Below are 22,380 nucleotides of genomic sequence, written 5' to 3' on the forward strand. Positions count from 1 at the left end.
GTGCCGGATGCGCCGGCGAAGTCTGGTGCGTGCCTTGCAGGAATGGTCACGAATCGAGACGTTTCCTGCGCTTCGCGGCGACAGGATCGGTATTCCTTGTCGGGTTTCCGACAAAAGCCCGTCGGCAAGCCGACATCAGCGAAGGGACGCACGACATGGCAACCGTTGCATCGCGCGCCGAGCTCGAACGCCTGCTGGAGGACGACGTCCCTTACGGCGATCTCACCACCGAGGCCCTCGGAATCGGCGGAGCCGTGGGTGTCATGCAATTTGCCGCGCGTGCGCCGATGGTACTGGCGCTCGCCGAGGATGCCGCCGGGATCATCGAGCTCTCTGGCTGCGAGGTGGAGCTGTTCGCCACATCCGGCTCGGCGCTCGAGCAGGGCGCACCGATCCTTCAAGCGCGCGGTTCGGCTGCGGCGCTGCTGCGGAGCTGGAAGGTCGCGCAGACCCTGATCGAGATCTGGTCGGGTGTCGCCAGCGAGACCCGCGCCATAGTCGACGCGGCGAGAGCGATCGCTCCGCACATCCCGGTCGCCTGTACGCGCAAGAATGTGCCGGGCACGAAGCGCTTTGCGGTGGCGGCCGTGAAGGCGGGCGGCGCGGTGATGCACCGGCTCGGCCTTTCGGAGACGGTGCTGGTGTTTCCCGAGCACCGCGTCTTCCTCGGCGAGCTGCCGTTGTTCGAGGCGATCGGGCGATTACGCCGGGCGGCGCCGGAGAAGAAAGTGGTGATCGAGGTGAAGACGATCGATGCCGCACTTGCCGCGGCGGTCGCCGGTTTCGACGTGATTCAGGCCGAGAAGTTTTCGCCGGCCGAGATCGCCGCATTGGTCAAGCGCATGACTTCGATGGCCTACACGCGCGTGCGCCCCGCCGTCGCCGCCGCCGGCGGTGTTAATGCGGAGAATGCAGCGGCCTATGCGGCGGCCGGTGCCGATATCCTGGTCACGTCATCGCCCTATCTTGCGAGACCGAGGGACGTGCAGGTGCGGATCGCGACTACCGATGACAAGGTAAAATTCACCGCCTGGTGACACAAACCGTCAAACTATGTTTGCGTTATTGGAAACTTGGTTTCCGGGGCGCGCGTTGCAGCCTTAAAACGTCAAGAATACGGCTGAGACCGTTTCTTCTTTGAAGACATTAGCTTGCGTCCAGTTGCGAAGCGCGCGTGCGGGAGGGCGCTGTCTGGCCCGAATGTTGCCCTTCAGTATGAAGGGTTTAGAAAAAGATCATACGAGGGAGTGCGCGCTGCTTTCGCTTAGGTGCGGACATCAAGAATTTTGCACCAGAATTGCCGTCGAACAATTCCAGCGGGTTGCGCAGCGGCACCGTGTGTTGGTGGGTTGCGCCGCCACATCAATGCGTTACCACAATGAAATCCGTGTCTTTTCCCGTCTCATGGCTAAATCCGTTGTCGGAAATAATCAATGAAGAGGCCGGCGTCAGAAGTTCAGAGATCCTCTCAACGGTATCCTGTGGTATTTCGATGCGGTTGAGGACAGCGTTGGCTTTATCGGGCGACGGTACCGATAGGGCGGTCTGCTTCACGGCCGCTTCGCGCTCTTTCATGGCACCCTCGATGCGAGGAAATTCATCCGGAATCGACACGACCGTCCAGCGAATAGCCGCTCCCTCGCTCTGGAATTCCATTGCGGTAAACACGTGCGTTCCCAGGGGCTCCTCCGGATTTTCGATCTTGACCGCGACATCAAACAACGGCGAGAAGCCCTGACGCACGAAGAGCTTGCTCAACTTACGACTCACGAAGACGGAGATCGGCACCATCTTTCTAGGTGCGCCTTCAGCGGGAGCCGAGCTTGGAACCTGGAGACTAGTGGCTTCTGGAGTCTCGGCCTTGGACACCAGTGATCCATGCGTTGCCGCGGCTGTGCCAATGCTCTTACCCGCGACGGTGGCGGTCTGAAATTCAGGCGAACCGGACACGGCTTTCGGCCTAAAGAGGTGCGGATTGGTTATCTCGACCGGCTGCACATCGTCGTGCGCAATGATCACGCGTGTGCCGCGCTTCGTGAGATGCCAGAGTCGAATAGCAAAGTCATTTTTCAAACGGATGCAGCCGTGTGACGCCGGATGCCCAGGCACGACACCGGCATGCAACGCAATCCCTGACCAGGTGATGCGCTGCATGTAGGGCATGGGGGCAGCGCTATAAATATTGGAACGGTGCCATCGTTGTTTGCTGATCACGCTGAATACGCCGAGGGGCGTAGGATGCCCCTGAGTTCCCGTGGACACCGATGAGCTGGCGATCAGGGCCCCGTTGTCAAAAAGCGAGACCCGTTGGTCAGAGATCGAGATGATGATCTGGAGCGGGCCCTTCGGAGGGTCCTCGGGCCGAGCGTTCTTCGCAGATCCAGAGTTTGTCTGCGGGTGGTGGTGCTTGTGTTTGAACGGAGCGTAATGGCCTGGCCAGAACCTGTCCTGCGGCCAAAACAGAAACTGAGCGTGTGCGATCCCTGTAGAGAACATGAAAGCGGCGAAAGCTGTTATTGGAGCCTGCTTCCTCATCCAGTGCCTCATGCAGTGAAGTTGCATGCGAGGTCCAACCAAAAAAGCGTGGTGGCGTTACCGACGATAACTTCGCCTTCAAATCTGGTCGCAGTGGGTCGAAAATTGGACCAATTCCAATGACGGGACCAATTTGCTGGAAGAAGACAATCGGCAATAGCCGTCGCGCCGATCGCCGGGCGGATCAATGTACGGTGTGAGGGCCGTTGCGACGGACGCTTTGATCTCTGGCAATGGGTTCGGTTCGCTCAGAAGATCCCATAAATCGTCAACGACAGACCGCTCGAGAGGCCGGCATCCGCGACTACGGCCACTCAAGCGCGCCTGTTGGTCCGACACTAACCATGGCGGGCTCGCCCCGAACTGGCCGCGTCCGGAGCGCCCTACACGCTTACTCGGACAACAATTGCTTGCTGGCGGCGCGTTACATTCGGGCAACACTTCGTGGAAAAGATGATGAGCTGCGGTTTCCGCCATTGCGCGGTCATGTCTTGACCCGGAAAATCAATCCGTCGCGTGCTTGGCTGTGCAGCATGGCTCAGGTGGAGCCTTTGGAGGCGACGGGATCGTGAACCCGCGGCGATTTACGGCAGTGGCGCCGGCGTTTTGCGGAACGGTCGTTCTCGCGGGGTGGATCGTTGGCTGGCTGGCTGGCTTCGGTTCGGCCGGCACCGAGAACACCCGCGCAGTGCCAATCGAGGACCGCGCAGCATCTCTCGCCGCCAACGCCAGGCTCGGGGATGAACCGCAGGCAATCGCAGTGGGCAACGCCGTTGTCGCTAATACCGTTGTCGCTAATACCGTTGTCGCGAACGCCGCTGTCGCTAGCGCAGAAGTGGCGACGGCCGTCGAACCCGCGGCGGGGACGGCCACCGACACGACGGCTGCCTCGGATAAGCCGGAATCGATCGTCGTGGCCGCGTTGTCCGATCCGTCGCAGACTCTGTCGGCCGATTTACCGCCTGTGCAGGAATTAGTGGACTTGGGCCACCATGATGTCGCCCAACCGGTGCCGACAACGCGTAATGCCTCCAACCCGGCGCCGGTGACGCAGGATTTTCTGTATCTCATCTATTACGTCTGGTCCGAACTGCCGCCTGCCGAGAAACCGGCGGCTATCGTCTTAAGGTCACTCAAGGACACCCCGGTCGGAACGCCGGTCGAGGAGATCAAGCGCGCTTCCGACGCTTTCGGTCTGGATTTTAATTTCATGAAGGCGGTTGCCAAGATCGAGTCCGGTTTCGATCCCAAGCAACGCACCGGGTCGTATATCGGCCTGTTTCAACTGAGCGAATACGAGTTCAACAAATTCGGCTCCGGGCAGATTCGTGATCCCCGCGACAATGCCGTTGCGGCGGCCTACAAGGTCATTACCGAAGGCATTCTGTTCGAGTGGGTGACGCAGAAGAAGCCGACCTTGAGCGATCTTTACCTAATCCATCAACAAGGCTGGGAAGGCGCAGCCGAGCACATCAGCCAACCTGATCGCATCGCTTGGAAATCCATGTGTGCCACCAGCGAAGGCAGCGAGAAAGGTGAAAAATGGTGCAAACGCGCGATCTGGCGGAATACTCTTCCGGCCGTAAAGCACGCGTGGAAATCGGTCGATAAGCTGACATCGGGGGCATTCGTCGGAATGTGGCGCGACCGGGTTGCTGATTTCTATTCGAAATACATGGCCACCGCCGCTGCCGAACGGGCGAACCAGTAAATTTCCGTTGATTGGCTGGCAGGAGTTGCCGCATCCTCGGGCCGAGCGAGGGCCTCACGATGCTGCACGTGGTGTCGCTCATCGCTCAATGGTCACGCGAACGCACTTTACATCGTCAACGACGCGCTCGGATCGTTCCTACTGCGCGCTAACGAGGTGATCGATCAGGTGCCGATGTCTGCTTGTGGCCCGCAGGCGAAGATGGAGGCGACGATCAGCACGACCGTAGCCGGGGCCAGACCGGACATCGCGCGCTCGCGGCCAAATCGACGTTTCTGACCCATTGCGGTCACTGGCAGATTGGATCGGGGGTGCAGGCCCCTTTCTGACGCGAACTTTCTATTAGTGATCCCCTTACGAATTGGCGCTGGCCTAATTTAATTTAGGAAATGAGCGACGAAAGAAAAATTAAGGACCTGCTATACCCACGCTGGATGGAAATCGTTGGACGCGCCGTCGTCACCATTCTCGGCGTATTGGCGTTGGTCAGTCAGATTTTGCCGCTGGTACCTTTACTGCACCATTGAAGGAGCGACGCCGCCCTTGTCCGCCAGTGGCCCTTAGCCGAAGGTCTATTGAGCGCGTGTCATGTCGGCTGTCAGGGACAAACCGGACGCCGATCCAACTTGGCGTCCACCGCTGCTTTTGACCCTGAACGGTCGGAACGTGTGGAGTACTTGAAACATGGCCTTCACGAGCGCCCCGCCGAATTGCCTACTGCCATCTTGCGTTCGGCCCAGCTCTTGATATCGCCGACCGTCATCGCCTTGAGGAACGGATTGGCGTTGACCAGCTTTTCGCGCGTGGTCCGACCCGTCGCGTCAGCAGCGGCCATAAGGGAAGCAGCATCGGCACTTTCTGCGCCGGCCAATAGCGCCACGGCGCCCGCCGGTCCCGCGAAATGGGCAAGGTAGAGAGAACCGGGTGTGATCGGCAGACTGCGCTTGTTCAGCATCGCGGCATATTCCTCGACCAGCCGTGCGGCGATCTCTCGCGCAAGCTCGGCATCTCGCCGCAAGTCCAACACTTGCTTGTCGGTGCGGCCCTGGATCAGATCGCGTCGGTGCCTTCGAACGGCTTCGAGCCACGTGTCATCGAGAAACTGGGCGGCGCCAGTCGCGCTCGACCGCTTGTTCCTTGCATTCGGGTCACCATTGGACTCGGCTATGATAATGCGCTCGACCAACGCCTTGGCGGCCGTCCTGTCGATCGATTTTCCGTTCAAATGCGCGTCGCGAAACAGGACGAAACTTACGACGAAAGCCACGCCGATCGCCACTCCAAGAACGAGCGTGATGGATTCCGCCGACAGCCAGTCCCGCGCGGCGACAACGGATCCACGCTCATCGGGGCGAGGCGGCCGGATTTCGTCGGCACGGCTTGTTTGCTCTGACGAACGCGCGAGGAGCCGCGGATTGCCGTCGGCTATCTCGCCGATGAAGGGAAATCGTTGGGCTAGGTCTGGCATCCCGTTGACAGGTTCAATGCTTTGAATAGGCCTTCGAAGGCACCTGACCGGCAGGGCTTGACCTCCGCGACCGATTTGGCGCGATTGGCATTCGCAGTTGCCTTGAAAGTTTCCTGCCGAGGCCGAGGTCTGGGCAGCATGACTGCGGATTTTTCTTCGCTTGCGCTGCGCTTGTGTTGCTCGATGATCTTCGAAGGCTCTTGCGCAACAATCGCTGTTAGATGCGGCGGAGGCATCGGCTCGCTCGAGGGCTGCAGCGCTTCAAATTGCATGTGCGGGATTTCGAGCCGGTCTGCCGTCGTCAGTGAATCGTGTGAGGCGCGTAACCCGACGGTTGCCTGAGCGGGCGGCTCGTTCACAGGCTTTGTGGTGCGCGGTGGTGTCTCGAGCTCCATCACCGCGAGTGTACCGAGGCCAACAAGGATGAGAGCCACTCTCATCTGATTTCACGCTTTCCGAACGAGAAGCCTCGCTCAAAGCCTGCCGGAAATAAGCTCCCGAAAATCGACGAACAATTGCAAACATCCAATAAGGCGGCTTAGCGGCAGAAGTGAACCTGCAGGCGCGGTTACGTGAGAAGATGAGAGACAGGGTTAACGCGGGTCGAGCTGGCCGGCTTGAAAAGACCGTACTCGGGATCGATCGATGGGCGACCGATATGGCTGTAGAACGCAGCCATCTCGCGATGAACGTCTGCCAATGCCTGACTGACGAACACCTCGATCTTGCGTAGGAGGTCGGAGGCCGGAACGCGCTCCTCCAAATGGAAAGAGTAGGAGAACTGGGCCTGACCCGCCCGCTGGCGCCCCATCACCTCATCAACTCAACTGACTTCTTCAACAGCATCGGCCCGGAGCCGAACGGCGCTCCAACTCTCACGATGTCGGCTGTCTGAGCTGATCCGGACATGAGGGGCGCTTGTCTCGACCGCCGCCTTGACCCCATCGTACCGGGTCGGGTTCTTGTCCGCCTTCGGGACTAAAGCAGAAAATCGCCGCTGTCCCACCTGCGCACGATTTCAGAGTCGGATGACTTTTCTTCGAAACGTCATCCCTTCACCCCAGGACGCATTGACAGCTGCAATACACAATCGCAATCTCGTTTCTGACGTCTTTGGCGCAGCCTGCGTCAACCGCGCCGAGAGAATTCACCAGGAGTTCCGACAGTGAACAGATCAACCCTGCTCGCCGGCATTTGCGCTTCAGCGCTCGCGGTGGCCTCGACCGCGTCTGCCAAAACCCTGATTTATTGCTCGGAAGGCAGCCCGGAGAACTTCTATCCCGGCGTCAACACGACCGGCACGTCGTTCGACGGCAATGAGCCGATCTACAACCGCATTGTCGAATTCGAGCGCGGCGGCACGAAAGTGGTGCCGGGCCTCGCGGAAAAATGGACGATCTCGCCTGACGGCGTCACCTATACTTTCAACCTGCGCAAGGGCGTGAAGTGGCATGCGACGTCGAAGTCGTTCAAGCCGACGCGGGATTTCAATGCCGACGACGTCATCTTCTCGATCGAGCGGCAATGGAAGGACGACAATCCGTATTTCAAGGTAACGAGTCCGAACCATTCCTATTTCGGCGACATGGGCATGCCGAAATTGTTGAAGTCGGTCGAGAAGCTCGACGACTACACCATCAAGATAACGCTCAACCAGCCGGAAGCGCCCTTCCTCGCCGATCTCGCGATGCCCTACGCAGCCATCCAGTCGAAGGAGTATGCGGATGCCATGCTGAAGGTCGGTACGCCTGAGAAGATCGACCAGGATCCGATCGGCACCGGCCCATTCTATCTGGTGCAGTACCAGAAGGACGCCGTGATTCGTTACAAGGCATTCCCTGAATTCTGGGGCGGCAAGGCCAAGATCGACGACCTCGTCTATGCGATCACGCCGGATGCATCCGTTCGCTGGGCCAAACTCCAGAAGGGCGAATGCGACGTGATGCCCTATCCGAACCCGGCCGACATCGACGCGATCAAGAAGGATCCGAACGTCACGATCCTGGAGCAGCCCGGCCTCAACATCGGTTATCTCGCGTTCCAGACACAGAAGAAGCCCTTCGACGACGTGCGCGTGCGCAAGGCCATCAGCATGGCGATCGACAGGAAGGCGATCATCGATGCCGTCTATCTGTCGACCGGCATCGCGGCCAAGAACCCGATCCCGCCCACCATGTGGTCGTACAACGACAGCATCAAGGACGATCCCTTTGATCCGGAGCAAGCCAAGAAGCTTCTGGCCGACGCCGGCTACCCGAACGGTTTCGAAACCGATCTATGGGCGATGCCGGTGCAGCGCCCCTACAATCCGAACGCCAAGCGCATTGCCGAGTTGATGCAGGCCGACCTCGCCAAGATCGGCGTCAAGGCCGAGATCAAGTCGTTTGAATGGGGCGAATACCGCAAGCGGTTGCAGACCGGCGAGCATCAGATGGGCATGTTCGGCTGGACCGGCGACAACGGCGACCCTGACAACTTCCTGCACACATTGCTGGGCTGCGCCTCGGCGCAAACGGCGTCGGGTTCGAATATCGCCAAATTCTGCTACAAGCCGTTCGACGACTTGGTCGTGAAGGCCAAGACGGTCAGTGATCAGGCCGAGCGGACCAAGCTGTACGAGCAGGCGCAGGTGATTTTCAAGGAGCAGGCGCCGTGGTTCACCATCGCGCACGCGGTGCAGTTGAAGCCCGTCACCAAGAGAGTGATTGACTTCAAGCTGTCGCCGTTCGGGCGCCACAACTTCTACGGCGTCGACGTCAAGGAATAGCAGGAGACAGGGGCGGAGTAGCTTGGCATGACTCCGCCCATTTTTCTTTACCCTTTCCTTTCCGGGGAGGGTGGCAGGGCACGGCATGATCCGGTTCATCTTTACCCGACTGAGCCTCGTGGTTCCGACCTTTATCGGGATTACGCTGCTTGTGTTCGTGCTGATCCGCCTGATCCCCGGCGACCCCATCGAGACGATGGCGGGCGAACGCGGCATCGATCCTGTCAGGCACGCGCAACTGCTCAAGGAGTACGGCTTCGATCAGCCGGTTCTGGTGCAATACGGCCTCTATCTGGCGCGGCTGGCGCATGGCGACCTTGGCCGCTCGATCGTCACCCATGAGCCGGTGATCTCCGAATTTGGGACGTTGTTCCCGGCGACGATCGAACTATCGGTCTGCGCGATCCTGTTTGCGTTAGGCCTCGGGTTACCAGCCGGGATCATCGCAGCGGTCCGGCGCAACTCCATCTTCGATCACGGCGTGATGGGCATCTCACTCACCGGATATTCGATGCCGATCTTCTGGTGGGGATTGTTGCTGATCCTGCTTTTTTCGGTGCAGCTCGGATGGACGCCGGTGTCGGGCCGGATCGCCGTGCAATACTACATCGAACCGGTGACCGGTTTCCTGACGATCGATGCACTGCTGGCCGGTGATTTCGGCGCGTTTCGCTCGGCCCTGTCGCATCTCGTGCTTCCGATGATCGTGCTCGGCACGGTGCCGCTTGCCGTCATCGCCCGCATGACGCGGTCCGCCATGCTGGAAGTGCTGGGCGAAGATTATATCCGCACCGCCCGCGCCAAAGGGGTGCCGCGTTGGCGGGTGATCGCGATCCACGCGTTGCGTAACGCGCTGATCCCGGTGGTGACGGTGATCGGGCTGCAGGTCGGCGTTCTCTTTACTGGCGCAATCCTCACCGAGACCATCTTCTCCTGGCCGGGTGTGGGCAAATGGCTGATCGAGGGCATCAACCGCCGCGACTATCCGGTGCTGCAGGGCGGCACGCTCTTGATCGGCGCGATCGTCATGATCGTCAATCTGCTGGTTGACGTCGCCTATGGGCTGATCAATCCCCGCATCCGGTACACAAGATGACCGCCGAAGTCCTCAACACTCCCGTCGTGGCGCAGCCGGGCGCGCCGCCGCATCCGCTGTTGCAGTTCTGGTCCGACTTCAAGGCGAATTTCGGCGCCGTGGCGGGCCTCGCCGTGATCGCCGTTCTGGTTCTGCTCGCGCTCCTTGCCGATGTCGTCGCGCCACATTCTCCGATCCTCACCAACAATGCGGTCTTTCTCAAGCCCCCGTTCTGGCAGCAGGGCGGATCGATGGCCTATCCGCTTGGTACCGATGCGATCGGCCGCGATATTCTTTCCCGTCTCATCCATGGCGCGCGGCTGTCGCTTCTGATCGGCATCGCGGTGGTCACCTTGTCCGTGGTCGTCGGCACGATCCTCGGTCTGATCGCGGGCTTTTTCCGCGGCGTGATCGAGATCACGATCATGCGGCTGATGGACGTCACGCTGACGCTGCCAAGCCTTTTGCTCGCCATCGTGATCGTTGCGATCCTCGGGCCGGGCCTGATGAACGCGATGCTGGCGGTCGCGATCGTGCTGCTGCCGCACTATGTGCGGATTGCGCGCGCCGCCGTAATCAGCGAAGTATCGAAGGATTACGTCGTCGCGGCCAAGGTCGCAGGTGCCGGCCGGCTTCGGCTGATGTTCAAGGAGGTGTTGCCGAACTGTGCAGCCCCCCTGATCGTGCAGGCGTCGCTCGGCATATCGACCGCGATCCTCGACGCGGCCGCGCTCGGCTTTCTCGGTCTCGGTGCGCAACCGCCGCTGCCGGAGTGGGGAACCATGTTGGCGGACGCGCGCGAATTCGTGCTGCGTGCCTGGTGGGTCGTCACGCTTCCAGGCCTGGCGATCCTTGTGACCGTGCTGGCCTTCAACCTTCTGGGCGACGGGCTGCGCGACGCGCTCGATCCCAAGCTCAAGCGATAGCTTATTGAAGATGCCGCTGCTCGAGATTGAAAATCTATCGGTTGAGTTTCCATCCCAGAACGGGATGGTGCGCGCCGTGGATGGCGTCAGCATCACGCTCGAGAAAGGCGAGGTGCTGGGGATCGTCGGCGAATCCGGCTCCGGCAAGAGCGTCGGCATGTTGGCCCTGATGGGACTCGTGCCCTATCCGGGGCGTGTCCGAGCCGACAAGCTGCTGTTCGAGGGGCGGAATCTGCAAACTTTGTCCGACCGCGAGCGGCGCGCGCTCACCGGCAAGGACGTCGCGATGATCTTCCAGGAGCCGACGACATCGCTCAATCCCTCTTTCACGATCGGCTATCAGTTGGCCGAGACGCTGCACGTCCATGAAGGGATGGATCGCAAGGCCGCGCGGCGCCGCGTCATCGAACTCTTGGAGCAAGTCGGCATTCCGGCCCCGGAGGGCCGGCTGTCGGCCTACCCGCACCAGCTCTCGGGTGGCATGAATCAACGCGTCATGATTGCGATGGCGATCGCCTGCAATCCGAAGCTCCTGATCGCGGATGAGCCGACGACGGCGCTCGATGTCACCATTCAGGCGCAGATCCTCGATCTTCTGCTGTCTCTACAACGCGACCGTGGCATGGCGCTGATCCTCATCACGCATAACATGGGCGTGGTCTCGGACACGGCCGAGCGCGTCGCCGTGATGTATGCGGGCCAGATCATGGAACAGCGCCCGACGGAGAGCCTGTTCACCTCGCCTCAGCATCCCTATACGGCCGCCTTGCTGGCGGCGCGGCCTGAGGCGAGCGACGGCGGACGGCTCGCCACCATTCCCGGCGTGGTGCCGGGGCTCCACGATCGACCGCCGGGGTGCCTGTTTAGTCCGCGTTGCATCTATGCAACGCCGCTGGCCGACAAGGTGCGTCCCGATCTGCGCCCCTGGATGGACGGCCTGATCCGTTGTCATTATCCGCTCGGCGATCCGACACGGGATGAGCGCATCGTGGCCGATGGGGGCGGCGCGTCGATGCTAAAGCGCGAGATCGTGTCATGACGGCGCTTGTCACCGCCACCGATCTCAAGCGCAGTTACGAGATCAAGCAAGGCTGGTTTCGCCCACCGGCGCATCTGCAGGCCGTGGGCGGAGTATCGTTCGCGCTTGAAGCCGGCAAGACGCTGGCGGTGGTCGGCGAATCCGGTTGCGGCAAGTCGACGCTCGCAAGGCTCGTGACGCTGATCGAGAAACCGAGCGCCGGCATGCTGATGCTCGACGGCGTCGATGCGGTCAATCCCCCGGCTAGCGCCGTCAGGACCTTGCGCCGTACCGTGCAGATCGTGTTTCAAAACCCCTATGGGTCGCTCAACCCCCGCAAGCGCGTTGGCCACATACTCGAAGAGCCGCTGATCATCAACACCAGACTTTCCAAGCAGGATCGGCGCGCGCAGGCGCTCGACATGATGGCAAGGGTCGGGCTGCGGCCGGAGCAATATGGCCGCTATCCACACATGTTCTCGGGCGGACAGCGTCAGCGCATCGCAATCGCGCGCGCCCTGATGTTGCGGCCGAAGCTGCTGGTTGCCGATGAGCCGGTCTCCGCGCTCGACATGTCGGTGCAGGCGCAGGTTCTCAACCTCCTCGTCGATCTGCAGCGCGAACTGGGGCTGGCCTACCTCTTCATCTCGCACGATCTCGGTGTGGTGCGTCACATCGCAGATGACGTGATGATCATGTATCTGGGGATCGCAGTGGAGCATGGGCCGAAAGAGCGCATCTTTGCGCGGTCGTTGCATCCCTATACACAGGCCTTGCTTGACGCGACGCCGGGCCTCGGTCGCAAACGCCAGCGGATCGTTCCGAAGGGCGAGTTGCCTTCGCCGCTCGATCCGCCGAAAGGCTGCGTGTTCTCGACCCGCTGTCCCTATGTGACGGATCTCTGCCGCACGCAGCGTCCGCTCTTGCGCCCGCTCGACGGCCGCCTCGCCGCCTGCCACTACGCCGAGCGTTTCCTGGAAGTACAGGCGGCTTAGAGCCGATTGGCCGTGCCAAGCGATGAACTGAGCGTCCGGCTTCGCAAGCCGCTACGCCGGACAAGCTATGCTGCTTCGTGCGAGAGAACGAAGACGGTTGCGCTGCGCCGCTATGACGTGGCGAGCAGGATGCCCAAAGAATGCGTCTGGCGATGTCCGTTCGCGAGGATAAAGCAGACGTAGGAGCCGGACGGCCTGACTTCCGAGTTTGGGGCTAAAGCGGACCTTACCGCTTCGCAAAGCGACGCGATTGACCCGAACCGGACTTCGGTCGGTTTCAACGCGGCGCGAACTCTGGGGGATCACGGCTCCGACGGCGTCCCATAACGGCCGAATGTGGCGCTTGCCGTGCCACTCGCCTATTTCTTTCCCCTTCTCCGCCCAGCTTAGAGCGCGTTTCGTATCCACGATTGCCGCAGGCGCCCTTTGTGCTGAAGAGAGTTCGTTGCGTCCGGTGGAGCAAGCGATGCGTACCGAATTGTGCTTTCAGCGCAAGCTGCGCCGCATGCTTGTTGCTGTCGCCATCGTTGGCCCCGTGGCGCTGACGCCCGAAATGAGTGCGGCCGAAGGCTTGCTTGATTTCTTTTTCGGTGGCGGCCAGAAGCAACAGCAGCAGACCTCGTCTTTTGATCCGCAATCACCACCGCCGCGGCCGGTCGTTGTAAGCGCGGGACCTGCCTTCTGCGTGCGCAGTTGCGACGGCAAATATTTTCCGCTGATGCGCGGCGCGGCCTCGCCGGCGCAGATGTGTCAGGCCTTCTGTCCGGCAAGCCCGACCAAAGTTTTCTTCGGCTCCAGCATCGACAGAGCCTATGCCGCAACCGGCGAACGGTACGCCGGTAGCGAAAACGCCTTTGCCTATCGGAAGGCGCTGCGCGCCGATTGCACCTGCAACGGCCAAAGCCCCGCCGGTCTTGCATCAGTCGATCTCGCGATGGACGGCTCGTTACGCTCGGGCGACGCGGTCGCCACCGCTGACGGGCTCGTCGCTTATTCCGGCATACGGGTCGGTAACGACCAGAACCCGGATTTCACGCCGCTTCCGGCGGCGACCATCAGGCGGAAGCCGGTGCCCGCGCGCGACTAGCGCGTAGATGCGGATTGATGTTGCAATCAATGTCCGACGATCACCTCTTGCAGAGCTTCTTCCGTTGTTGGTCCGAATGCGAAGTGTCGGAGGACGCCAAAGACTTACGATGGCGGTTACAAACCGGAAGTGACCGACCGACTATCAAGGCGGCGCTTGGTCTGGAGCAGACAGTCTGGGGGTACGTGTTAGTCTCGCTCGTGAAGCGTCGCTATTGGCATGGTGTAATCCAATTGAGAGGTTTGGCTTTCGTGGTCGCAGCTCATTTCCGGAACTTTGTGATAATCCTCAGGCTGCTGCCAACCGACATCGTGGCGGCGAAGTCAGCCATGATGGCCTCCTCAGTTGGTGAGGCGAACCATCTTGGTGCGGCTAAACTTCTGAAAGCACGTCGGCTTTCGGACCGTTCGAGACGTAGCTCGGCTCGACTCAATCGATCCAGCGGCGCTTTTGACCCTGAGCGGAATTCAACTCGCACGCGATGACATCGCTGCTCTCAGCGCTACGTCTCTTAGATCAGTCGCCATTGCCCGCGCCGTTGATCGTGCTGATCGACCAAACTCGGCAGTCGAGCCGCTACTAGCTGGCGATTCTGTTCCTCAGGCGCTAATGTAGAAGCTCAAGGAAGAAGCTTGGCCCCCATGGGTTCTTGGACCCGCGCTGCCCAGGGTGATGGCGAGAGGATGAAGCGTCGCGGGGACCAGAGCGGGCGAGTGCGCTAGAGCATCAGGGTCTTGGGACATGCAGTCTCATGCAAAGTCTGAACCTCGGCGAATGGCTTGAAGGACTTGGGCTTGGCCAATACCGGGCCTTGTTCTCCGATCAGGCGATCGACAGCGACGTTCTGCCAGATCTGACAGATGATGATCTGGCGCGTCTCGGTGTGCCGCTGGGGCATCGCAAGAGGCTGCTCAAGGCGATCGACGACCTTCTCGGGCGGGAAACCGACCAGCACGAGCCGGTCAAGCTCATGCGAACGCGGCCAGACGCAGAGAGGCGACAATTGACCGTGCTGATCTGCGACATGGTCGAGTCGACAGCCCTTGCCTCCAAACTTGACCCAGAAGAACTCCGCAAGGTGATGGGTGTTTACCTTCAAGCATGCGTAAAGGTTGTGACCTCTCTCGGCGGTTTCATTGCCCGATATACTGGAGACGGAATAGTCGCGTATTTTGGCTATCCAGCCGCGCTGGAAGACGCGGCGGAACGAGCCGTGCGCGCGGGCTTGGAACTTGGTCGGGCTGTGCCAAACGTGATCTCGCTGCCCGGCATAACGTTACATGTGCGGTCGGGAATCGCGACAGGCCTTGTTGTTGTTGGTGATCTTCTGGGCGAGGGCGCCGCGAGGGAAGAATCGGTTGTCGGCGAAACCCCAGCGCTGGCGGCGCGGCTGCAGGCTCTTGCTCCACCCGATGGAGTAACCATTGCTGGCGGCACACGCCGGTTGGTCGAGGGCATGTTCGAGCTTGAATGCCTTGGCATGTGCGACCTGAAAGGTCTACCCGGCCCAAGGCCCGTCTGGCGCGTGCTGCGCGAAACGGCGGCCGAAAGCCGCTTCGAAGCTACTCATCATGCCGATCTGACAGAGATTGTTGGCCGAGAGGACGAACTGTCGCAGTTACTTGGGCGGTGGCAGACCGCGTGCGAAGGCGAACGTCAAATGGTCCTGTTGACGGGAGAAGCAGGGATCGGGAAGTCGCGACTGTGCATGGCCCTGGCGAGCCGGATTGCAACGGAGGATCATTCCATTATCCGTTTGCAATGCTCGCCGTTCCATACCGACAGTGCGCTGCATCCGATCATCACCCATTTCGAGCGCCTGGCCGGACTTACGCTCGACATGGAGCCGGAGGAGAAACTGACTCGACTGATCGCTGAGATCCAGAAGGCTGGAAACGTGGCGCCCGAGACGCTTGCACTTTTCGCCGGCCTGCTGTCGATACCCGTTGGTGATCGCTTACCCCGACACGAGGTGCCGCCGGAGCAGATGAAGAGCCTGACGCTTGATGCTCTTGAAGATTGGCTCGTGAACCTGTCGCGGCTGCGGCCGGTGCTATGGATACTGGAGGATGCGCATTGGATTGATCCGACGAGCGTCGAGGCGATTAGCCGTGGCTTGGACCGGGGTGATCGTGCTCGGATCCTGGCCGTAATAACGCACCGGCCGGAATTTCGCCCACCGTGGACCGGCCGTGGTCCCGTTCTGTCGCTTAGCCTCAATCGACTGAGCCGGCGGCAGTCGTATGAGTTGGTCCGCCGGGTGGTGCGGAAAGATTTGCCTGACACACTTGTTGAGCAGATTGTCGCCAAAGCGGATGGGATGCCGCTGTTCATCGAGGAACTGACGAAGGTCATCATCGATTCGGCCCCGTTTGAGGCGAGCGCCACTCCCTATGACGATACGCGAGTCTCTAGCGAGCGGATGATACCGGTAACGCTGCAGGACTCGTTGCTCGCCCGTCTTGACCGGCTGACGGCGAGCAAAGTCGTTGCCCAGAGTGGCGCGGTCATCGGCCGAGAGTTCTCGTTTGAATTGTTGGCTGCGGTGGTACCATCCAAGCCCAAAGAACTTGCGGCCGCTTTGGCGCTACTTGTGGCGGCAGGCCTGATCGGCGCGCGAGGAAGTCCGCCGCAGGCGACCTACACCTTCAAACACAGCCTCGTTCAGGAGGCTGCCTATTCGACCTTGCTGATTAGTCGTCGCCAGACGCTACACAAACTCATTGCTGAGGCGTTGCGGAGCAGATTTACGCAGATAGCCGAGGTGCAACCGGAATTGTTGGCGCATCATTTCACTGAAGCGGGACTTATCTCGCAGGCGATTGATTGGTGGAAACGGGCTGCTTCTCGGTCAGCAGAGCGGTACAACAACGTTGAAGCGGTCCGCCAGTTCAATCGGGCTTTGAGGCTGCTGACGGAGCTTCCGGATGAATCATCGCACCAACGCAGGGAGTTCGAACTGCGGATTGCACTCATCGAGCCGCTATACGCGACCCATGGCTATTCGGGGACAGAGGTCGAACAGAACTACACCCGGTTGCTTGAACTCGGCCAGGGCTTGACAGAAACGCGGCAATTGCTGCGCATCCTGTGGGGGCGGGCCGGCGGAGCCTTGGTACGGTGCGACTTCCCGCGTACCTATGCGTACGTTAAGAATTTCCTTGAGTTGGCGCACACTGCCGGGGACGCAACGTCGGCGGCGCAGGGAGTTCGGATAACCGCAATGATAGCGCTCGCTAGCGGCGAGCTGGTTACGGCGCGCGAGCGCTTCCTCGAAGTGATCGACCAATTTGAGCGCGCAGGCACGGCGACGACGCTCGGCAACTATCTGACGATTCCGCGTCCAACGACCCTGGCGCAGTATTCGATCGCCGCGCAACAACTCGGGTGTCTGGACGAGGCGGAGGAACTATGCGCGCGCAGTTTGCGCGAGGCTCGCGAGAGCGGCCACCATCTGACAAGCTGCTATGCAATCTATCATTGCGCGATGAAAGCAATGGTTGATCAGGATCCAGCGACCGTTTTCTCACTCGCTGGAGAGCTCGTTGAAATCATGGATAGCCATCATGTTTCCTATTGGGAATGTTTCACGGAAGTGCTTCTCGGCTGGGCCTCTGCCAGAACAGGCGAATTGGCTACTGGCTTGGCGCGGCTGCATCGCGGTGCGGAAATCCGCGATAGAATGCAGACCAGGATCTGGAGTCCTTATTTCCTGATTAGCGAAGCCGAAATCCTGGTGCATAATCAGAGAAGCGATGAGGCCATCGTCTTGCTGGATCAAGCGGCGACGGAGGCCGACGCGACTGGGCAGCACTACAGCGAGGCTGAAGGGGTTCGGGTACGAGCCTGCGCGAGACTGTCTCAGGGCGCACCGCTCGCCGAGGTCGAGGCGTTGTTTCAGCAAGGATTGGCAACCGCGCGACGGCAGAGCGCGCGGCTGTTCGAACTACGGACCGCGACGAGTCTGGCACAGGTCTGGCGGGATGTCGGTCGGCCTGACGACGCACGCGCGCTGCTCGCGCCTACTTATGGTTGGTTTACCGGCTGCCGCGACAGCGTGGACCTGAACCAGGCTCGCGAGGTGTTGAACAGCATGAGCTAATTTGACGGCTAGCTGTCGCGAGCGCCGGGTTGCTATTCCTCAAGCTGACCGTTTGGATGTCCACCACAATGTCTCTTCTTGGCCCTTTGCGGACCTGAACCGCGGATCCGGTGATGTCCGCTCACAGTGGCAGAGCAGACCATCTACCATGGACCCGCCGACTTCCGATCTTGACCCGAAGCGGAAGCTGCTCCAAGCCGCGTATGGGGGCATTCGCTTCGCTGTCACTCAACGGGAAAATTGAGCAGAGAGGAAACTCTGCATCTCCTGGACTGCCTTCCTGGCCGCTTCCGCATCGTACTTGAGCCAGTGCCCGTGCATTTCCCTGCCGTCGGCGAAAGCCGGGACGCTAAAGGCGTGATAGGCACCGGGATAGACGACCAGCTTAACGGGTGCACCCCTATCGGCCCGCCTCTTCATCCAAAGTTCGCAGTCCCTCGCAGGCGTCCAGTCGTCGAGTTCGCCGATCAGGATTAATGTGGGAACGATGAGTTCCTCGGAAGCAACGCCGCACAGCGGATAATAGGCCACCGCGACCTTGAACTTCAGATCCCGAGGAGCGTCGAATGTTTCCAGGTGGTGGGTCGACGCTAATTGCAGCGCAACCGTTGCACCCATCGATCCTCCCAGGACAGCGATGCGTTGAGGATCGACAAAAGGAAGTTTGGAAAGATAGGATAGAGCGCCTAAGGCATCACCTTGGCGGGCAAGCATCAGGGCAGGCATCGGTTTGGTGCAGGCGTCCTTGATGCCACGGGTCGCAAAGCTATCGACTGCAAGTGACACATACCCCAAACCGGTCATGAATTGAGCGATGAACTTTGGGGCATCTTTCGAAAGTCCATCGCATCCATGGAGATACACAATGGCTGCGAATGGGCCGTCGCTCTCAGGTTTCGCGAGGTAGCCCTCGATCGTATCCCCCGCCTTCGGCGCTTCGCCGCGCTCGCGCGCCAAGCGCTGCTGGAGTTGGCCAAGGCGGATTGGAGCACTGTCGAACCTGACCAACTCTTGCGCCATGGTGACGGCGTTGGTGCAAACGCACGTAACCAATACTGCTAAACGAAGACATGCTCCGGCTCGTGTGCCCATTTTACCTCGCCCCGTCTTCGTAACAGGGTCAACGTAGCCGAGTTATGTCAGTTCATCCAAAGCGTAAATTCAGGACTGCAGACATGCGTCGCTTGAGCCATTGTTGAGCTTGGTACCGCGAAGTCCGTTTTTGGCCCTTCGCGTCCGTACTGGGCCGTCTGTACCTGGTCTGCTTCTAGGGGCTAAGCAGACGGGTCATTCGGATGCGGCCGAACGCGGCTGCCGTCGTCGTGAACGGTGTAGTCGTTCGGAGCGATCAGGCGCAGGGTCAGCAAGTGGTCAGGTCGACGAAGGCTCAGTGCTGTGTTTGATCGAGCGCTTTGAGCAACGCGTGCAGAAATGCGCTGGCATGGTCGTAGCTCGAGCTGCCGTCAGCTACGTCGTGAGCGCGCAGGCAGAGTTGTTCGCCTATAGTTTCAGGACCAGTTGCCTCGGCGCACTCTGACCATAGATCGAGAAGGTCATCAGGAATATATCGGCTGGACATGAACAGGTGGAGCAGCCGAGACGCACCGTTGTGGTTTTCCTTGTGTTGCGCCGCGAATGCAAAGAGCGCGAACAAGCCTTTAAAATCATCACGGGATACTGCTCGCCTAGCCATGGAAATACTCCGACTGGAAACAGCGTTCAGCAAATCAATTGAAGAATACTAGCTGGCTTTGTGTGTCCCAACAACGCAAGGAATCCTGTCGCATCGGACCGGGAAAATATCGCAACCTAAATGCGAAAATACCCCGTGGCCCTCAACCCTAAAGGGCTGCCGGGGCGCGCCGCTTGGCAATCGCCAGATATGAAACATCGTTAGTTTGAGACGGACCCGTTGAGGCAGTCTGTCCAAGAGCGAACTTACGGCGACGTGGTTGGGAAAAGATGGCGGATCGGGGCCGGTCGCACCGGTTCGCAGAGCTGAGAAGCTGCCCGCGCACGATCGCCGCGATTGGACTCTTCGCGAGGCGCGTCGTCCTGGTAAGATTCTGATTGGCAATCTCTTTATTTTGGGCGGCGAGCGACGGTCGCTGTTTTCGGGAATGGAGGCTCCTCAGGATGATTCCGGGCGGTGTCCCCTCGAACTCGGCCGCCTGACATTTGTCGGCGGCGCGGGCATCGATCGACGCGCTCGCGCAATACGGTGCGCCAGTGTTGGACCCCGGCTGACCGCCAAAATCAGCAGGCTCGGCATCGCTGCCGAGCCTTCTTATTGTTGAGCTCTGAAGGTCGAACTTAGAAGTCCATACCCCCCATGCCACCGCCGCCCGGAGGCATGCCGCCCGCACCGGTGTTCTTCTTCGGCAGTTCGGCCACCATAGCTTCGGTGGTGATCAGGAGCGCTGCGACGGACGCGGCGTTCTGGATCGCCACTCGAACCACCTTGGTCGGATCGATGATGCCCTTGGAGACCAGGTTGCCGTATTCGCCGGTCTGGGAGTCGAAGCCGTACGAGTACTGATCCTTTTCGAGGATCTTGCCGACGATGACTGAGCCGTCCTCGCCCGCGTTGATTGCGATCTGGCGGGCCGGGTAGGACAACGCCTTGCGCACGATCTCGACGCCGGTCTTCTGGTCGTCATTTTTGGTGCGAATGCCCTTAAGGTGCTCGGAGGCACGCAGCAGGGCGACGCCGCCGCCTGGCAGGATGCCTTCTTCCACGGCCGCGCGGGTCGCATGCATCGCGTCATCAACGCGATCCTTGCGCTCCTTCACCTCGACCTCAGTCGCGCCGCCGACGCGGATCACCGCGACGCCGCCCGCGAGCTTGGCGAGACGCTCCTGGAGCTTCTCACGATCGTAGTCCGAGGTGGTTTCCTCGATCTGCGCCTTGATCTGAGATACCCGCGCCTCGATGTCGGCCTTCTTACCGGCGCCGCTGACGATCGTGGTGTTCTCCTTGTCGATCATCACCTTCTTGGCGCGACCGAGCATGTTGAGCGTGACGTTCTCGAGCTTGATGCCGAGGTCTTCCGAGATCGCCTGGCCGCCGGTCAGGATCGCGATGTCCTGGAGCATTGCCTTGCGGCGATCGCCGAAGCCCGGAGCCTTGACGGCCGCAACCTTCAGGCCGCCGCGGAGACGATTGACGACCAGGGTGGCGAGCGCTTCGCCTTCGACGTCTTCGGCGATAATCACAAGCGGCTTGCCGCTCTGCACCACGGCTTCCAACAAGGGAAGCAGCTCATTCAACTGAGACAGCTTTTTCTCATTAATCAGGACGTAGGCATCATCCATTTCAACGCGCATCTTCTCGGCGTTGGTGACGAAGTAGGGCGAGATGTAGCCGCGGTCGAACTGCATGCCCTCGACAACTTCGAGTTCGGTCTCGAGCGACTTGGCTTCCTCGACGGTGATGACACCCTCGTTGCCGACCTTCTTCATCGCGTCCGCGATGAACTTGCCGATCTCCGCATCGCCATTGGCTGAAATCGTGCCGACTTGGGCGATCTCGTCGTTCGAGGTGACCTTCTTGGAGTTCTTGACGAGGTCAGCGACGACGGCTTCCACAGCCAAGTCGATACCGCGCTTCAGGTCCATCGGGTTCATGCCGGCGGCAACCGACTTGGCGCCTTCACGGACGATCGCAGCGGCGAGCACGGTTGCGGTGGTGGTGCCGTCGCCAGCCGCGTCTGCGGACTTGGAGGCGACTTCGCGCACCATCTGGGCGCCCATGTTCTCGAACTTGTCCTCGAGCTCGATCTCCTTGGCGACGGTGACGCCATCCTTGGTAATACGGGGAGCGCCGAACGACTTGTCGAGGACGACGTTGCGCCCCTTCGGACCGAGCGTCACTTTTACCGCATTGTGGAGGATGTCGACACCGCGCAGCATGCGGTCGCGAGCCTCGACTCCGAATTTGACTTCTTTGGCTGACATAGTGGGTTTCCCTGAGTTTTTGACTTGGTTTCACCCTTGATGAGGCGCCGGGCAGGCGCTTGAGCGGTGGACTAGGCGGCCTTCTTCTTGGAAGACACGTCGGTGAGAACGCCCATGATGTCGCTCTCCTTCATGATCAACAGCTCCTGGGTGTCGATCTTGACTTCGGTGCCGGACCACTTGCCGAACAATACGCGGTCACCGACCCGGACGTCGATCGGGATCAGCTTGCCGTTTTCGTCACGACCGCCGGGGCCAACGGCGATGACTTCACCTTGGGAGGGTTTCTCCTTGACCGTGTCGGGAATGATGATGCCGCCAGCGGTCTTCTCTTCTGCGTCGATGCGCTTGACCACGACGCGGTCGTGAAGCGGACGGAATTTCATGCTCTCCTCCTATCTTCTAGTCGCTTTTTGAAATAGCAGTCGAAGCTAGCGAGTGCTGACCGCTCCGAAAATAAGCCGGCTTGGTCGGCAAACAAGACAAAGCCGCGAAGGATTTCGAAAATCCGTCGTCCTCACCGGTCCGCGGAGCGCCCATTCAGAGCCACCTAAAGGAGCCCCTGGAATCAAGTCTGGGCTGGTCGGAGGAAGCCGCTGAGGAAACTTTTGGGCGGGCTTGTACCGTCTGCCCAGGTTGTTGTTTGGCTTTGCCATCCAAATGGCTAGCCGGCCAGGGCTGCGCGCGTCTGGATTAGCCTGTTCGGGTACAATGATGCCGCGTCCAACGGCAGCCTAGA

Annotated in this window: 17 protein-coding genes; 9 read left to right on the top strand and 8 right to left on the bottom strand. The window is 60.3% G+C overall.

Annotation, left to right across the window (positions count from 1 at the left end; genetic code table 11):
- The first annotated feature begins 155 nt into the window (after positions 1 to 155).
- Positions 156 to 1,037 carry a ModD protein gene (gene modD, locus A3M7_RS44350; RefSeq protein WP_049823475.1) on the top strand — a complete coding sequence of 294 codons (882 nt, stop codon included), beginning with the start codon at positions 156 to 158 and terminating at the stop codon, positions 1,035 to 1,037.
- 325 nt (positions 1,038 to 1,362) lie between these two features.
- Here the strand turns inward: modD and A3M7_RS0116900 are convergent, their stop codons facing one another.
- Complete coding sequence (locus A3M7_RS0116900; protein WP_027544982.1) at positions 1,363 to 2,535, bottom strand: L,D-transpeptidase; 1,173 nt, start codon at positions 2,533 to 2,535, stop codon at positions 1,363 to 1,365.
- 568 nt (positions 2,536 to 3,103) lie between these two features.
- Between A3M7_RS0116900 and A3M7_RS0116905 the strand changes: the two genes are divergently transcribed.
- Positions 3,104 to 4,246 (top strand): transglycosylase, encoded by a 1,143-nt coding sequence (locus tag A3M7_RS0116905; RefSeq protein ID WP_049823494.1) that lies wholly within the window; start codon positions 3,104 to 3,106, stop codon positions 4,244 to 4,246.
- A 691-nt stretch (positions 4,247 to 4,937) separates the two neighbouring features.
- On the opposite strand, the gene A3M7_RS44355 is transcribed toward A3M7_RS0116905, so the two are convergent.
- The 3 genes from A3M7_RS44355 to A3M7_RS0116930 form a co-directional block, all read right to left on the bottom strand.
- Complete coding sequence (locus tag A3M7_RS44355; RefSeq protein WP_049823476.1) at positions 4,938 to 5,714, bottom strand: lytic transglycosylase domain-containing protein; 777 nt, start codon at positions 5,712 to 5,714, stop codon at positions 4,938 to 4,940.
- Positions 5,702 to 6,154: a hypothetical protein gene (locus tag A3M7_RS0116925; protein ID WP_027544984.1), complete on the bottom strand. Its 453-nt coding sequence runs from the start codon at positions 6,152 to 6,154 to the stop codon at positions 5,702 to 5,704. The genes A3M7_RS44355 and A3M7_RS0116925 overlap by 13 nt, the downstream gene beginning before the upstream one ends.
- 128 nt (positions 6,155 to 6,282) lie before the next feature.
- Positions 6,283 to 6,528, bottom strand: coding sequence for a hypothetical protein (locus A3M7_RS0116930; protein WP_156936902.1), 246 nt, complete (start codon positions 6,526 to 6,528; stop codon positions 6,283 to 6,285).
- A gap of 351 nt (positions 6,529 to 6,879) precedes the next feature.
- On the opposite strand from A3M7_RS0116930, the gene A3M7_RS0116935 reads away from it, so the two are divergent.
- The 7 genes from A3M7_RS0116935 to A3M7_RS0116965 all read left to right on the top strand — a co-directional run bounded on the left by A3M7_RS0116935 (position 6,880) and on the right by A3M7_RS0116965 (position 17,684).
- A complete protein-coding gene (locus A3M7_RS0116935) occupies positions 6,880 to 8,481 on the top strand; it encodes an ABC transporter substrate-binding protein (RefSeq protein WP_027544986.1) in 1,602 nt (533 codons plus the stop codon).
- A gap of 85 nt (positions 8,482 to 8,566) precedes the next feature.
- Positions 8,567 to 9,577 (top strand): ABC transporter permease subunit, encoded by a 1,011-nt coding sequence (locus tag A3M7_RS0116940; RefSeq protein WP_027544987.1) that lies wholly within the window; start codon positions 8,567 to 8,569, stop codon positions 9,575 to 9,577.
- Positions 9,574 to 10,482 carry an ABC transporter permease subunit gene (locus A3M7_RS0116945; protein ID WP_027544988.1) on the top strand — a complete coding sequence of 303 codons (909 nt, stop codon included), beginning with the start codon at positions 9,574 to 9,576 and terminating at the stop codon, positions 10,480 to 10,482. Before A3M7_RS0116940 ends, A3M7_RS0116945 begins: the two co-directional genes overlap by 4 nt.
- Positions 10,483 to 10,492: 10 nt before the next feature.
- Positions 10,493 to 11,521 (top strand): ABC transporter ATP-binding protein, encoded by a 1,029-nt coding sequence (locus A3M7_RS0116950; protein ID WP_027544989.1) that lies wholly within the window; start codon positions 10,493 to 10,495, stop codon positions 11,519 to 11,521.
- Positions 11,518 to 12,495 (top strand): peptide ABC transporter ATP-binding protein, encoded by a 978-nt coding sequence (locus A3M7_RS0116955; protein WP_027544990.1) that lies wholly within the window; start codon positions 11,518 to 11,520, stop codon positions 12,493 to 12,495. The genes A3M7_RS0116950 and A3M7_RS0116955 overlap by 4 nt, the downstream gene beginning before the upstream one ends.
- 334 nt (positions 12,496 to 12,829) lie before the next feature.
- Entirely contained in the window at positions 12,830 to 13,582 is a 753-nt protein-coding gene (locus A3M7_RS0116960) for a DUF2865 domain-containing protein (RefSeq protein WP_371090193.1), read from the top strand.
- A 751-nt stretch (positions 13,583 to 14,333) separates the two neighbouring features.
- On the top strand, positions 14,334 to 17,684 hold the full coding sequence (locus tag A3M7_RS0116965) for an AAA family ATPase (RefSeq protein WP_027544992.1): 3,351 nt from the start codon (positions 14,334 to 14,336) through the stop codon (positions 17,682 to 17,684).
- Positions 17,685 to 17,912: 228 nt separating this feature from the next.
- Here A3M7_RS0116965 and A3M7_RS0116970 read toward each other — a convergent pair whose 3' ends face one another.
- The 4 genes from A3M7_RS0116970 to groES all read right to left on the bottom strand — a co-directional run bounded on the left by A3M7_RS0116970 (position 17,913) and on the right by groES (position 22,027).
- Complete coding sequence (locus A3M7_RS0116970; protein ID WP_245284266.1) at positions 17,913 to 18,704, bottom strand: dienelactone hydrolase family protein; 792 nt, start codon at positions 18,702 to 18,704, stop codon at positions 17,913 to 17,915.
- Between the two features lie 367 nt (positions 18,705 to 19,071).
- Positions 19,072 to 19,377 carry a hypothetical protein gene (locus tag A3M7_RS48580; RefSeq protein ID WP_027544994.1) on the bottom strand — a complete coding sequence of 102 codons (306 nt, stop codon included), beginning with the start codon at positions 19,375 to 19,377 and terminating at the stop codon, positions 19,072 to 19,074.
- Between the two features lie 620 nt (positions 19,378 to 19,997).
- The gene (gene groL / locus A3M7_RS0116980; protein WP_027544995.1) at positions 19,998 to 21,641 is read right to left on the bottom strand and encodes a chaperonin GroEL; all 1,644 of its coding nucleotides are present in this window, start codon (positions 21,639 to 21,641) and stop codon (positions 19,998 to 20,000) included.
- A gap of 71 nt (positions 21,642 to 21,712) precedes the next feature.
- Entirely contained in the window at positions 21,713 to 22,027 is a 315-nt protein-coding gene (gene groES, locus A3M7_RS0116985) for a co-chaperone GroES (RefSeq protein WP_027544996.1), read from the bottom strand.
- Positions 22,028 to 22,380: the final 353 nt, after the last annotated feature.

It is taken from the genome of Bradyrhizobium sp. WSM2254 (assembly GCF_000472645.1).
In the GTDB taxonomy this organism is placed as follows: Bacteria; Pseudomonadota; Alphaproteobacteria; order Rhizobiales; family Xanthobacteraceae; genus Bradyrhizobium; species Bradyrhizobium niftali.

What these genes read in the sequence shown, in the direction of transcription:
- modD (WP_049823475.1), top strand. Translation starts at nt 156, where the DNA reads ATGGCAACCGTTGCATCGCGCGCCGAGCTCGAACGCCTGCTGGAGGAC.
- A3M7_RS0116900 (WP_027544982.1), bottom strand. Translation starts at nt 2,535, where the DNA reads ATGAGGAAGCAGGCTCCAATAACAGCTTTCGCCGCTTTCATGTTCTCT.
- A3M7_RS44355 (WP_049823476.1), bottom strand. Translation starts at nt 5,714, where the DNA reads ATGCCAGACCTAGCCCAACGATTTCCCTTCATCGGCGAGATAGCCGAC.
- A3M7_RS0116925 (WP_027544984.1), bottom strand. Translation starts at nt 6,154, where the DNA reads ATGAGAGTGGCTCTCATCCTTGTTGGCCTCGGTACACTCGCGGTGATG.
- A3M7_RS0116940 (WP_027544987.1), top strand. Translation starts at nt 8,567, where the DNA reads ATGATCCGGTTCATCTTTACCCGACTGAGCCTCGTGGTTCCGACCTTT.
- A3M7_RS0116945 (WP_027544988.1), top strand. Translation starts at nt 9,574, where the DNA reads ATGACCGCCGAAGTCCTCAACACTCCCGTCGTGGCGCAGCCGGGCGCG.
- A3M7_RS0116950 (WP_027544989.1), top strand. Translation starts at nt 10,493, where the DNA reads ATGCCGCTGCTCGAGATTGAAAATCTATCGGTTGAGTTTCCATCCCAG.
- A3M7_RS0116955 (WP_027544990.1), top strand. Translation starts at nt 11,518, where the DNA reads ATGACGGCGCTTGTCACCGCCACCGATCTCAAGCGCAGTTACGAGATC.
- A3M7_RS0116960 (WP_371090193.1), top strand. Translation starts at nt 12,830, where the DNA reads ATGTGGCGCTTGCCGTGCCACTCGCCTATTTCTTTCCCCTTCTCCGCC.
- A3M7_RS0116965 (WP_027544992.1), top strand. Translation starts at nt 14,334, where the DNA reads ATGCAAAGTCTGAACCTCGGCGAATGGCTTGAAGGACTTGGGCTTGGC.
- A3M7_RS0116970 (WP_245284266.1), bottom strand. Translation starts at nt 18,704, where the DNA reads ATGGCGCAAGAGTTGGTCAGGTTCGACAGTGCTCCAATCCGCCTTGGC.
- A3M7_RS48580 (WP_027544994.1), bottom strand. Translation starts at nt 19,377, where the DNA reads ATGGCTAGGCGAGCAGTATCCCGTGATGATTTTAAAGGCTTGTTCGCG.
- groL (WP_027544995.1), bottom strand. Translation starts at nt 21,641, where the DNA reads ATGTCAGCCAAAGAAGTCAAATTCGGAGTCGAGGCTCGCGACCGCATG.
- groES (WP_027544996.1), bottom strand. Translation starts at nt 22,027, where the DNA reads ATGAAATTCCGTCCGCTTCACGACCGCGTCGTGGTCAAGCGCATCGAC.